Source organism: Dysgonomonas hofstadii, from assembly GCF_014196915.1.
GTDB lineage: Bacteria > Bacteroidota > Bacteroidia > Bacteroidales > Dysgonomonadaceae > Dysgonomonas > Dysgonomonas hofstadii.
Genome location: NZ_JACIEP010000008.1, coordinates 57,223 through 69,615, shown reverse-complemented (window position 1 = coordinate 69,615; position 12,393 = coordinate 57,223). Strand labels below are relative to the sequence as shown.

Below are 12,393 nucleotides of genomic sequence, written 5' to 3'. Positions count from 1 at the left end.
AAATGACATATTTAGGAAAAATAATAGGAAACTGTGGTTCTGGTATACCAAGAACAGGTATAGGAAACTGTCCCAAAAACGAAGGAAAGACAGTAGCGTTGATGATCACAGCATATGATGCGCAATATCCTTTGGATTCTGAGGCTTTCAAAGCAGGATTACAGGGATGGGTATCAGCGCAAGGCAATCAAAGAATGTTCCCCATAAAAGGAATATTTGAAAACACCAGAGCTGGCGGAGAGGTACAGACTAGCGATCTTGGTTTCGGAGGAACCATGGTAACAGGATTATCAGCCCCGAACGAAATGTATAGGATAGAGGCTGGGTTATGTTTCTATAAGGAAGCTTCAAGATTGAATAAGCGGAAAGTTCGCGTTTTCCGTATCGATGATGAAGGATTTATTTTTGGAACTGTGAAAACAGTAGGAGATACTGATTATTTTGTAGGATTTGAGGCCATAACTTATGCATACCCGGCGAAAGCTACTGATGGCTCCACATTCGGATATCCTTATCTTGGCGTATGGTATTCGGCCAATAACGAAAAGGAATATATAAATGCCAACGCATTCGAAATACCTTCAGTGCCTGACGGACTCATAGGAATTATCCTGGAGAAAGGGAATGCTACCGGAACAGCGAAAGTCGTTAGTACTTGCGGAGGAGATGATTATACATCTAGTTATGACTGGCAACCGGAGATGTTCGTCAATCTAGCGGGTGCTTCACCGGAAACTGTTACGATTAATCAGGATACCGGACTATTGACTTTTGCCCCTGTTGCATCATATCGTATAAAATCAGCTTCGGCTTTGGAGGAGTCAGATATATATGGTTTAGATGGTGTTGAACAAATGGTAGATTTGGCATGAAAGTAAATTTAGGCCGAAATGAGGTCCGTATATCAAAAGATCAGGCCAGGAAATACAGAAATAAAGCTGCATTTGTTAAGGCCATGATTGAATATCATAAATGGACAGGAATTGATGAAGAAAAGCAGAAAGAGGCATTCTCGGATGCATATGATGCAATGTTCCCGCCTAAAGAAAAAGAGTAGTCTTTGGTTCATATAATTAGGTTCTTATTTAAAGGGGTTGGGATTATATCCCGCCCCTTTTTAGGTTATGAAACAACAATTAAGAAATAAGATAAGACAATTTAATAAGTTGTCGCAAGCAATAAAAGAAATCCCTCAAGTAGCGGATAAGGTTGTCAGCGATAATGCTGATATATTGAAATCGTTAAATCGAGATCAAATGCTGCTTGGTAGAAATACAGATGGAGAATTATTTTCCCCTACTTATCAGCAAGATCCCTATTTTAAGACAAAAGATCAGGCCGACTGGTATGCCGGGATGAAATACCGCCTAGAGGGTGAGCACCGAAGTTTTATTTGGAACCCTGTCTATTTATATCCTGAAAAGCCGAAGAATGTGCCAAACCTTATTGTGACAGGATCTTTCCATGACCATATGTTTATAACAACTGGGAACGGCCAATATACGATAGAATCTACATATGTAGAATCTAAGGACATAGAAAAGAAATACAACAATAAAGTATTTGGATTAGCGCCAAAATCAAAAGAGTATTTCTGGCAGGAATATTTAAGGAAAGAACTATTGAAACATTTAGGATTATGAGCTGCAACTGCGGAAAGAATATAAAAGCGACAGTAGATGAAGTGTTTTTGATGGCACAGAATGAAGCTAATAGAGAAAATAGAAAATATATAATATATGAATATGAAGGGAAAACAACGTATGATGGATTTGATTGCTGGCAAAAAGATCCGAAAGGGGAAGCAAAGCGAATCGTATACCCTGTATGACACATGCAATAAATGTCCTTTGTGGGTTTATGTCGATTTAGTATGTCGTGATAACCTGAAGGCATTGGTGATAGATGGATATCCATCTGATGATATATTAAATAAGACAAAAATGTCTCTGATAATTGAGTTCTCCGAGTTGTCAGGGAATCCACACACAGCAGCCATGAATATAGTTTTGAAAAACATCCATGTATATCGTATACAGATCAATTGTCTGCAGATGAGTCACAGATTATTGTTATTGGGTGATTCAGATACGGCTATTAATTATCTGAAATCGCAGGGTATAATAGATGTATCATACAATAGGAATAAATTTCTGAAACGCCTGGAAGGTATTATAAAAAGTAAGGTTATAAACATGAACAAGGATATGAAAAAATATAATAAATCTGCATCAGAGAAAGCAGATAAACCGACGCCTCAATACTATAATGACCATCTGGCTATTCTTAGTTCTCATTTCAAATTCAATATAGATATGAATATCACCTTGGCCCAATATGCTTCTTACCTAAAAATATTCAATCAATCAATATCTAAAAATCAGAATTATGGCAAATACAAATGAATTAATTCCGGTATCTACCCTCAAGGAATTGGATGATTTTAATGGGAAAATTACGACTTCAGCCGAGAATATGGAGAAGCTTCTGACCGATGCTCAGAAGTTAACCACAGAGCTTATTAAAACAGGGAATTCATACAAGTCTCTATCAGATATAATTAATAAACAGAACGAATTAGAGAAAAAGGTTAATATCGAAATAGCCAACAACACAAAATTGTTGGACGAAAGGACAAAATGGGAACAAAAAATAATTGATCTCCAAAGCGAAGAGGTAAAACAAATTGAAAAGCTTAAAATAGAATATCAAAATAAAAGAAAGGAAATAAGAGACACGGTAAAAGAGCAGCAAAATTTAGCCAAAGCAAATGAAACTGTAAAAAAAAGCCTTGAAGACCTCCAAAATGAAACAAAGGAGCCCAATAATTTTGATCAGGCAGAAACAAGAGAGAGTCAACTAAGAAGATTGAATATTCTTTTGGAATCATCCTCCCAGAATATTAGAAACTTAAAAGAATCAGCGGATATATCTGGTCTTCTTCAGGAATCAGAATCAGGCATTAGTTCGATCACTGCAGCCTTGAATGAGGGGAATAGTAGGCTTGTGCAGATAACCGATGCTCAGAATAATTATAAAGATGCGCTAGGGGCAGGTATTATTTCACATGAAGAGTATAAATCTGCGATGTCGGATCTTGATGTTCTTTATGAGAATACAAATGCATCTTTAGAAAAAATACGGGAAGAATACGGGCAAACGGGGAAGACAATAAAAGAAATTTCTTCCGGCGCGTTTGACTCCTTGGATATTAAGTTGCAGCAGCAATACAGGACATTGTCCGCGCTTCAATTAGAGTTATCTGGAACGCAATTATCATTAAAGGAATTAGATAAAGAATATAAAGCTGGTAATATCACTCAAGACGACTATATAAAAAGAAGAGCGAATCATCAAGTAGTAGAGAGAGAACTGAAAGCTGATATAAAAAGCCTCTCAGATGAAATAAAATATAATACCCAATTGGTTAACTCTGCTGTTGGTAGTTATGAAAATATATCTGCACAGTATTACCTGTTAAAGATAAGGATAAACCAGATGGGTGAGGCCGAAGGCGATAACATTGAGATAAAGCGCCAGCTTGAAGTACAATCAAAGGCTTTATATGAGCAAATGTCAAACCTTCAGAAAGCCACAGGAAAACACCAGCTGGATGTTGGTAAATATGATATTGCCGTAAGAGACCTAACAAAGACCATCAGCCTTCTTGATCCTAAATTGGGGGTTATAATTAATAAAATTCAACAAATATCACCATTAAAAAATGCATGGATAGATATTAATGGCAAATTAGCCAAGTCTTTAAATATTACCACAAAAGCAGCCACTGCATTACAGATAATAGGGATTATTGCTTTGATAGGTGCCATTTATTTAGGAGTTAAAGCACTACAAGAATGGTATGATTCGACACAAAAAATAGAAAAAGGACTTAGAGAGTTCAACACCTCTTTAGAAAATACTTCATCTACATTTAGTAGTCAAATTGCATTGGTGAGTCGACTAAAATTACAATGGGATTCTTTGGGGGATAGTTTACAAGAGAAGGAAAAATTTATAAAGAATAATAAAAATGAATTTAATAGCTTAGGATTAGAGATAAATAACGTTTCCAGTGCAGAGAAATTTTTTAGAGATGATACCGAAAGATTTATTAAGTCGCTTGCATTAAGAGCTAAGGCTGCCGCCGCCGCCAGCTTAGCTGCTGAAGAATATAGAAAATCCATACTAAAGCAGGCTGAAATAGACCAAAAATCAGAGCATGGATTAACTTTATGGGAAACGATTAAAGCAAGATGGCAATCTTTTGATTTAAGGAGTGGGAAAGTTGGTACAGAGGAAGAAATCATAAATGGCTATATAGATACACTTAAAGATGAAAAAAATATATCTGATGATCTTGCAGAGTCATATAATGGACTTGAAGCTGCCTTTTTATCTGAAGCTGCCGCATTAACAACAGGGATAGATGCATTAAATAAAAAGACAAATGCAGATAAAAAACGAGCTGAAGAAATAAAAAAACGAGCTGAAGCCGAAAAGAAAGCATATGAAGAATTAGCTTTATTTGAAATACAGCAAAGAGCCGAAGCGCAAAAACAAATCCTAAATGATAATAAGAGGTCATTTCAAGACAGAGAAGCGGCTCTTAATCATTTTATTAGTAATCAGAAACTATCCATTGAAACGGCGGCGGCTAATCAGCTGAAGACAGAAAACCTTACGAAGTCTCAAATAGAACTTATAAACCTGAAGAAGCAGGCCGAACTTGCCAAAATAGACCAAGAGGGTGCTAAGTTCCGTGAGCAGATAACAAAAGATTATGTTACACAGCAGCAAAAGGTACTGAATGATGCGTATAATGAACGGATCAGATTTATAGATTCAGGAGAAAGCGAATCATTTAAATTACTATCAGATCAATTAGCGCAGGGAGTTATAAGTCAAGAAGAATATGAAAAAAGTAAACTTAATTTGAGTAAGCATTTCGCGAAAAAGCGTTTCGATGCGGAAGTGGATTCTTTGCGATTGGTAATAGATTTATACAAATCATCACAAAAAGAATTTGCAGGGACAAAAATGTCAGAATTATTTCAAGGAAATGTTGATCTTCTTTCTCGTCCATTGGTAGATGCTGCAAAATTAGTAGAAAAAGGATGGGAAGATGCAGGAGAGGGTATTGCAACTGTTTTCAGTTCCCAATATGGTATAATAGACAGCAATGGAAAAGAAATAGAAATATTAGTAACTCCTATACTTCCGGATGGCACAGTTTTGTCTCAAGGCGAATTAGAAGACTATATAGATAATATTTTGGATGGTGCTGATGATATACTTGCAGCTGATAATAAAGGCATTGTAATAGCTGTAGATGTAGACAGAGACGGAAAAGCAGGAGAGCAACTTCACCAATTACAGGAGCAATATTACGAGTTGGGAGAAACCTCAAAGGAAGTGTCCGAAATTGAAAAAAAAATCCTTGATGCCGAAGTAAAATACAACAAGTCTATCAACCAGCAAAAGATAAAGGATGATGAAGATGCAGCAAAGAAAAGGCTGGATGTAGAAAAGAAGCTGGCAGATGAAAGAAAAAAACTGTTGGAAGATTTGTATAAGCAGTCGTTTGAGTTAGTGGGGGCGTTAGGAAGAGCGGAAACAGAAAGGAATCTGCAAAAACTAGAACAGGAAAGCCAGGATAACGATAAATGGAGAGAAGGCGAACTTAGAAAGATTCAGGAAAAAGAAAATTCCGGGGTATTGACTGAACAACAGGCCGAAGCGCAAAGACTAATTATTGAACAACAGTCTGAAGAAAGGGAAAACGCTATTGAAGAACGGAAGAAGAAAATACAGCGTGATCAGGCAGAACGAGAGAAACAAATGGCATTATTACAGTTAGCTGTTGAGACTGCCATGGCTGTTGGAAAAATAAGGGCGCAAGCCGCTGTCTTAGCTGCAAATCCTGTAACTGCTGCCCTTGCCGCTGTTGCTTATGCTCAAATCCCTATTGTTTTGGCATCTGCTGCTGTTCAGGCTACAACCATAAGCGCACAGAGCATCCCTGAATACGCAGAGGGAACTGACGACCATAAAGGAGGCCGTGCTATTGTCGGAGATGGCGGGCGTAGTGAATTGATTATCACACCTTCAGGAGAAGTGTTTGTAACACCTAAAACCCCTACCCTTGTAGATCTGCCTAAACATACAGTTGTACTGCCTGATATGGAAAAAGCATTGCCATTGATGGCGATGACACATTTGATAGATAGAAAAGCACAGGATAAAATAGTAGTAGCCGAAAATAAAAGGCAAATACAGCTACAGGAAGAAAACAACCATCTGTTGAAGAAAATAGCAAAAGGAAATCCAAGATTACCAAAATCCACATTTATTACTACTTCAGGAAATTATATAATAAATAAAAATATGAATTATGGAAATAACTGAATTGATTAAGAGGCTACGTATTGAGGGAGAAAGATATATGGCCAACTTTATTACAAAACCCTTGTTGAAATTTGAACTGACAGGGCTTAACAGAAAAGTATATAAAGACACAGACGCCGTGTGGAGGTATTTATTCTATTACAAAACAGATGTAAACAATAAAATATATCGTGTGGATAACCCTAATTACGCCGTGTTTATGTTAGATGTGGACTTTGAGGAAGATATGCAGGTAAGATACAGGGGATATATCAATGATAATGAAGCCGAAATAATAGCTCTTGACGCAAATTCGGAAGATGCGAATGTGCTGGCGTCGTTTACTGTTGTCGCTGCGGGTGCATATAAATATACCTTTCTGGCTCCAAAAGGGACAAAAGCGTTGTACTTCCCAGTCTACAGAGAGGTGAATATCGGCCGGCCGTTTATTGATATCGAGGTATCACTTGCTCCGGTTATTCTGGTTAGCGGCAATGAGGGATATACTGATAATTTGAGGAACATGTCGGTTATAAACTGGCAGGATATGACCGTGAAGCAATTGAGAAATAACCTTTCGGGGGTGGAGCTTAACTTCTCGGAGCCTATTGTATTTGGCGGCGGGGCAAAAGAATTGTTCCGGATGATGTTTATTGAGAAGAATGTATATGCGCAGGCAAGGCTTGACCTGTACAGGAGGCACAGGCAGAACGCGAAAGGATATTATCCTTTAAAGACCGTGGAGCTTGATTTTACTACTTACAAGCAATATGACCAAACTGTAATACTGATGGGGACAGCCGAAAAGATACAGGACTACATAAACTCATTGGGCAGCGTAAAATATGATATCCCTGTGAGTAGTGTGGCCGATGCGAAAAAATGGGACTTTGACAGGATACCATTGACACAGGGGATATATTATGAAATAGCTGAAACAGAATATCCTGTATACTTTACAAACTATATGCTTGTGAGTTTTAAGACGGCCGATGTCATAGCAGGAGAATCCAAAGGATCGGGACGGACGCAATCACCGGGACAGGTGAATAATGATAACCTGAGTGACAACCATTTTTTCAGGTGCGAGGTAAAAGGACTGTTTACCTGTAACCTGAAGTTTGACCTGACAATTGACGGTAACGCTGTGGCTAGGGGTGCATCGATAACATTGTACAAGAAAAAGCCGGGGGACACTAAGTTTAGCGACCTAACAGCTGTTACTCCCGGGCTGGGGGGATTTGTATACAATGAATCTTTGAATATAACAACAAAATCGGTAAACACCAGCATTGATATAGAGCTGGAAGCCGAAGAAGAACTGTTGCTTATATATCGAGAAAGCGTCCTCGAAAACCATACACTGACCGTATCTAACTTTGAGGAAATGAATGTGCAGTGGCCATCCTCGCCATCAAACATCGACTTGGACGTAGCCGATCCTGTAAGGTTAGGGCAGGCGCTGATGGACAATATAACCGGAAGGCAGAGGCAATATATAGTTGAAATAGAATGGGAAAACGAAGCCGATAAACCTTTTAAGCTGATAGCTGGGGAAACATTGCGTGGAATGGAAGAAGCCTGTTTCCATACATCATACAACGATTTTAATAAATGGTTGGTCGCATTCGGGTATGAATCGTCCTATGAAGATTACCGGGTGGTGTTTAAGAAAAGGGAACGGTTTTTTACTGATGAAATAGCACAGGAATACAATCCGGGAGAGGTGTCGAACTTCTTTATTGAATCGGACGTGGAATATATGTACAGCAATATAAAAACAGGGTATTCGGGCAAAGACATTGAATCGGTAAACGGGTTGCTTGAACCGAATGGATTGTTTGAGTATACGACAGGGTTTATATCGCACATGAAGAATGAAGCCGATTTTTCATCACCATACAGGGCTGACAGCATAGGCATAGAGACTCTTTGCTGGCTAAGGGGCAGCACCAAAGACACCCGCAGCGACAACAATGTATTTGTGGCACACCTGACCGAACAAGAGGACAAATATGTAACAAACAGGGACATTGAAATGATAAGCAGCGGCATACGCTTGTTTAACGCTGCCATAAATCCTTATTATCTGGCGATTCAGAACCTGGCATTATTTGGTATATCGGGCGATCAGCTTCTATTTTCGAGTACTGACGGATACAGGCGGTCTATGATCAGTAACGGAGTGAATATGTATCAGGACATAGCAGTAGCAGATAAATTGTTTTATCCTGCCAATGGCGTTTTTGAACTGGCACAATATGAAGATTTGCCGGATATAAGCAAGGCTAACGGGCTGATAAGGCTGACTTACAGGGGACAGCAGTATGAAGGGTATACTAAAGCCCTGAGCAAGAACTATGGAAGAGACAAAACAGAACAGTGCGAAATAATGCTTAAAAAATTAGGAGATGGATAATCCCCTTTTATCTTCTTAGTTCGAAAACCAACGGTTCTTTATCTTTATTCCAAACTGATAATCTGTAAGGATCTGAATCTGTATCAATAGAATAATAAATGTTTTCTGTAAGTTTTAGTCCAATTGGTCCTGTACCATATGATTCAAAATCAAATAAAACAATTATGTCTTTAGTTAACTTGAAATCGGCAGTACCCACAACACTAGGTGTTTGCCCTGATAAAGATTGTCGCCATATCAGTCCACCATTTTTAGTGAATTCAAAGTGATTTTTTCCATCTATTTGATTCCAATACCCAACAATATCCTCATTCGTAATATAATCAGGTTCTGGAGTTGTGTCTTCGTCATCGTCACCGCAGGCGATAAATAGAGGGAATATAAGTAATAATGTGAGTATTTTTTTCATGAATTATTGAATTTAGTTTCGGTAAAGGTATGAAAAAGATACTAAAATAAGAAAAGAGACTGAATAGGTCTCTTTAGTAATATGGTTAAGCCGAGAGTGTTAATATTAATATAAAATATATTAAATTTATTATCTTTGCAAAAAATAATTTATGGAGAATACCTTGACTATTTCATTAAGCAGTTGCAGTAGAGGAGTATGGCTTTATGACATAATAAGATATATAGAGTTGTTAAATAGTGATAACTTGGCAACAGAAATTAAATTAATTTTACCAGAAGATATAAAAGTTGAAAATTTCGAACCTTTTCATATAGTTTTACTCTCATGTTTCCTCGAACATTTGAATAAACAAATTTGTTCTAAAATAACAATTTACACTGAAGATGATGATGTTTTAGATATTATTGGAGACAAAATAAAAATTCATAAATATTTTGAAGATGAATGTCCTTCAAATCATGAGGAGTCTGAAGATAGTAAAATTTTAAATTTATGGAAAGTTGTAGAAAGTGAAACATATGCTTATAGCTTGTCTGTATCTAATTATTTTAAGAATAATTATTTTCATGATTTAGATACATCGGCATTAAGTAGTGCTTTAAATGAAGTTTATGCAAACATTGCAGATCATTCGCAATCAGATGGGAATGCATTTTCCTACATTTCTTATAATCCTGTGCAAGGTAAAATACATATAGCTGCATGTGATTTTGGATTGGGAATTGCGACAACACTTAAAAGGTCAAATAAAGTGTATGAAAGTGATTCACTTGCATTGAGAGATTCTTTGAATATAGGAGTTACAGCAAAGAGTACAATGGGCAATAAAGGCATGGGACTTGATAATATACTTTCTACTATTAGTAATGAAGATAATTTTAGAATAGTAAGTAATAAAGCTCTATTAACTTGTTTTGGAAATAAAAATAACATTAAATATTTTGACCTAGATTTTGAATTTAGAGGAACTTTGATTTACTTTGAGTTATCAACTGACAATTTTCCTTTAAAAGATATTGAAGATGAAATAATGATCTCTTAAAAATATAATAAAATGCAAACTGTAATTTTACACGATTTATTGGAAAATCATAACTATGTTCAAAGTGGGAATATAGTTTTTGAAATGGCCAAAGATGCAGTTTCTAGAGATGAGATAATTATTATTGATATGACCGATGTTGAGTCAGTTCCTACTAATTTCTTAAATACATCTCTGGGAGCTCTTATGGATATGTATGGGGTTGAAAAGACCAAAAAAAGTTTTAAATTTAGAAACATTTTGAAAACTCAAGTCGAAAGAATAATAAAATATTTCAATGACTATGAAGCTCTTTTAACAACTTGTTAATACACTATATTACATAATAAAAAGGAGTGCTCGATGGAGTACTCCTTTTTTTATTCTACCTCGTGCCATTCTTGGTAAGTATGATTAAATGGATAATCATATATTCTTAATATCCTTTTGCCTTCTGACTTTACAATTTCATATTTAAAAGCAGTATCATGAGTTGTATTATTATCCCTTTTGATTGTCATGTAAATATGCTCCTTATCTATTTTATATGATTCTTTTGAATATGTTCTTATTAATTCATCATCCTCAGAATAATAATATTCAACAAGTGAAAAATCTTCACTGTATATTTTAATGCTATAATCTCCAGTTGTATCATTGTGTCTCCATTTCCCTTTTACCGGGTTGAAATCAGTGCTGTCACCACCACAGGACATAACAAAGGGCATAAATAAAAGCAAGTAAAGTAGTTTTTTCATAATTGATGTTAGTTTTATACACGAAGATAGCAAAAATGAATAAACACTAATATCTTTATAGCTGTTATAATCAATAAAAGCTATGTGTTTCCACAACTCCATAAGTGCAAAGGCTCAAAAACTTGCGGCCAGATATGGCCTTAAAATTGACGTAGTAGAAATCTACAAAGAGATAATGGAAGAGTATCATGTGAATGTTTTTTCGAATCCCTATTACCCTGTCATAACGAATGATCCACAGATACAGGTGATGAAGTGGGGATTAATACCGTTCTGGGAAAAGACAGAAGCCGATGCCGAGCAGATAAGAAAAATGACATATAACGCCAAAGCGGAAACCGTATTCGAAAAACCATCGTTCAGGGAATCGGTTAAGTCTCACCGCTGCATAGTTCCCAGTACCGGATATTTCGAATGGCATCACAACGCAGATAAAACAAAAACACCTTACTTTATCTTCCTGAAGGATGAAGAGATATTCTCTATGGCCGTAATATATGATATATGGCAAAACAAAGAAACAGGAGAGGTACTGCATACTTTCTCAATCATAACAACTGAAGCTAACCCGTTGACAGCACAAATACATAACGCAAAAAAGCGAATGCCGGCTATATTGTCAAAGGAAGATGAACTCAAGTGGATTGATCCTAAACTGACAAAAGAGGATATCACTGATCTACTAAAGCCTTTCGATGCCAGTAGAATGGACGCCTACCAAATAAATAATGACTTTATAAAAAAGATATAAAAGAAGCAGAAATAACTATTTGGAGCACATTGTACAAGGGTACAAATTGTTCCTTTTTGCTTCTTTTATATCTATTTTATTGATGTCTGATTTATATTTGGTCAGTTCCGGACAATCTTTTCTTCTATGATAGATATTAGACTTTGCTTTATATACATACGATACTCCGACTGATATAGTATTTTGTCCTTTCTTTCTGAAATCCCATGGAGCTATAGGTTCTTTATCAACCCACAGTCCCTTTCTGTTTTTTCTAGCTTCTTGTTCTAATCGATGATATTCTTCGGATTTGTTATACTTGTAACGCCAGGCTAAACCAGCCTTTAATAGCTCTTCATTCAGGTTCACATCTTCAACCCAGACTACTCCCAGTATTCGTTTATATCTGTCATATCCTATTATATCGACAATAATATCTTTTCCTGCGCAAATACCACGGGTAAAATTAGTGGCTACATTCCCAAAGGCTTGTCCCCTTTCCGGGCAATCAATGCCATCAAGCCGAATACGGTGTTGAGTATTTGTACTATCCCGCAATACAACAGTATCTCCATCGGATATTTTAACTACTTTCCCTCTGATTGTATTCTGGGAATATAAAGAAATACTTAAAAAAGATAGCAGTATAATAATGTATCTCATAAC

Annotated in this window: 12 protein-coding genes; 9 read left to right on the top strand and 3 right to left on the bottom strand. The window is 36.5% G+C overall.

What is annotated here, in order from left to right; translation table 11 throughout:
• Positions 1-2 precede the first annotated feature (2 nt).
• The 6 genes from GGR21_RS11940 (at position 3) to GGR21_RS11915 (ending at position 8,806) form a co-directional block, all read left to right on the top strand.
• Positions 3-872, top strand: coding sequence for a hypothetical protein (locus tag GGR21_RS11940; RefSeq protein ID WP_183307461.1), 870 nt, complete (start codon positions 3-5; stop codon positions 870-872).
• Positions 869-1,057 carry a hypothetical protein gene (locus GGR21_RS11935; protein ID WP_183307460.1) on the top strand — a complete coding sequence of 63 codons (189 nt, stop codon included), beginning with the start codon at positions 869-871 and terminating at the stop codon, positions 1,055-1,057. The genes GGR21_RS11940 and GGR21_RS11935 overlap by 4 nt, the downstream gene beginning before the upstream one ends.
• Positions 1,058-1,124: 67 nt before the next feature.
• Complete coding sequence (locus tag GGR21_RS11930; RefSeq protein ID WP_183307459.1) at positions 1,125-1,643, top strand: hypothetical protein; 519 nt, start codon at positions 1,125-1,127, stop codon at positions 1,641-1,643.
• A gap of 96 nt (positions 1,644-1,739) precedes the next feature.
• Positions 1,740-2,405, top strand: coding sequence for a hypothetical protein (locus GGR21_RS11925; RefSeq protein WP_183307458.1), 666 nt, complete (start codon positions 1,740-1,742; stop codon positions 2,403-2,405).
• Entirely contained in the window at positions 2,389-6,408 is a 4,020-nt protein-coding gene (locus tag GGR21_RS11920; protein ID WP_183307457.1) for a hypothetical protein, read from the top strand. The genes GGR21_RS11925 and GGR21_RS11920 overlap by 17 nt, the downstream gene beginning before the upstream one ends.
• Positions 6,395-8,806, top strand: a complete 2,412-nt coding sequence (locus GGR21_RS11915) for a hypothetical protein (RefSeq protein WP_183307456.1) — start codon at positions 6,395-6,397, stop codon at positions 8,804-8,806. The genes GGR21_RS11920 and GGR21_RS11915 overlap by 14 nt, the downstream gene beginning before the upstream one ends.
• A gap of 7 nt (positions 8,807-8,813) precedes the next feature.
• Here GGR21_RS11915 and GGR21_RS11910 read toward each other — a convergent pair whose 3' ends face one another.
• Entirely contained in the window at positions 8,814-9,215 is a 402-nt protein-coding gene (locus GGR21_RS11910) for a hypothetical protein (RefSeq protein ID WP_183307455.1), read from the bottom strand.
• A 151-nt stretch (positions 9,216-9,366) separates the two neighbouring features.
• Here GGR21_RS11910 and GGR21_RS11905 point away from each other — a divergent pair, with 151 nt between their 5' ends.
• The gene (locus GGR21_RS11905) at positions 9,367-10,260 is read left to right on the top strand and encodes a hypothetical protein (RefSeq protein ID WP_183307454.1); all 894 of its coding nucleotides are present in this window, start codon (positions 9,367-9,369) and stop codon (positions 10,258-10,260) included.
• 12 nt (positions 10,261-10,272) lie between these two features.
• Entirely contained in the window at positions 10,273-10,569 is a 297-nt protein-coding gene (locus GGR21_RS11900) for an STAS-like domain-containing protein (protein WP_183307453.1), read from the top strand.
• A gap of 50 nt (positions 10,570-10,619) precedes the next feature.
• On the opposite strand, the gene GGR21_RS11895 is transcribed toward GGR21_RS11900, so the two are convergent.
• Positions 10,620-10,997, bottom strand: coding sequence for a hypothetical protein (locus GGR21_RS11895; RefSeq protein ID WP_183307452.1), 378 nt, complete (start codon positions 10,995-10,997; stop codon positions 10,620-10,622).
• Between the two features lie 82 nt (positions 10,998-11,079).
• On the opposite strand from GGR21_RS11895, the gene GGR21_RS11890 reads away from it, so the two are divergent.
• Positions 11,080-11,748, top strand: coding sequence for an SOS response-associated peptidase (locus GGR21_RS11890; protein WP_183307451.1), 669 nt, complete (start codon positions 11,080-11,082; stop codon positions 11,746-11,748).
• Between the two features lie 15 nt (positions 11,749-11,763).
• Here GGR21_RS11890 and GGR21_RS11885 read toward each other — a convergent pair whose 3' ends face one another.
• Positions 11,764-12,390: a thermonuclease family protein gene (locus GGR21_RS11885; protein WP_183307450.1), complete on the bottom strand. Its 627-nt coding sequence runs from the start codon at positions 12,388-12,390 to the stop codon at positions 11,764-11,766.
• Between the last annotated feature and the right edge of the window lie 3 nt (positions 12,391-12,393).

Bases quoted from the DNA above. Each gene is read 5' to 3' on its own strand.
- GGR21_RS11905 (WP_183307454.1), top strand. From the start codon at position 9,367: ATGGAGAATACCTTGACTATTTCATTAAGCAGTTGCAGTAGAGGAGTA.
- GGR21_RS11940 (WP_183307461.1), top strand. From the start codon at position 3: ATGACATATTTAGGAAAAATAATAGGAAACTGTGGTTCTGGTATACCA.
- GGR21_RS11920 (WP_183307457.1), top strand. From the start codon at position 2,389: ATGGCAAATACAAATGAATTAATTCCGGTATCTACCCTCAAGGAATTG.
- GGR21_RS11890 (WP_183307451.1), top strand. From the start codon at position 11,080: ATGTGTTTCCACAACTCCATAAGTGCAAAGGCTCAAAAACTTGCGGCC.
- GGR21_RS11900 (WP_183307453.1), top strand. From the start codon at position 10,273: ATGCAAACTGTAATTTTACACGATTTATTGGAAAATCATAACTATGTT.
- GGR21_RS11925 (WP_183307458.1), top strand. From the start codon at position 1,740: ATGAATATGAAGGGAAAACAACGTATGATGGATTTGATTGCTGGCAAA.
- GGR21_RS11910 (WP_183307455.1), bottom strand. From the start codon at position 9,215: ATGAAAAAAATACTCACATTATTACTTATATTCCCTCTATTTATCGCC.
- GGR21_RS11895 (WP_183307452.1), bottom strand. From the start codon at position 10,997: ATGAAAAAACTACTTTACTTGCTTTTATTTATGCCCTTTGTTATGTCC.
- GGR21_RS11930 (WP_183307459.1), top strand. From the start codon at position 1,125: ATGAAACAACAATTAAGAAATAAGATAAGACAATTTAATAAGTTGTCG.
- GGR21_RS11915 (WP_183307456.1), top strand. From the start codon at position 6,395: ATGGAAATAACTGAATTGATTAAGAGGCTACGTATTGAGGGAGAAAGA.
- GGR21_RS11885 (WP_183307450.1), bottom strand. From the start codon at position 12,390: ATGAGATACATTATTATACTGCTATCTTTTTTAAGTATTTCTTTATAT.
- GGR21_RS11935 (WP_183307460.1), top strand. From the start codon at position 869: ATGAAAGTAAATTTAGGCCGAAATGAGGTCCGTATATCAAAAGATCAG.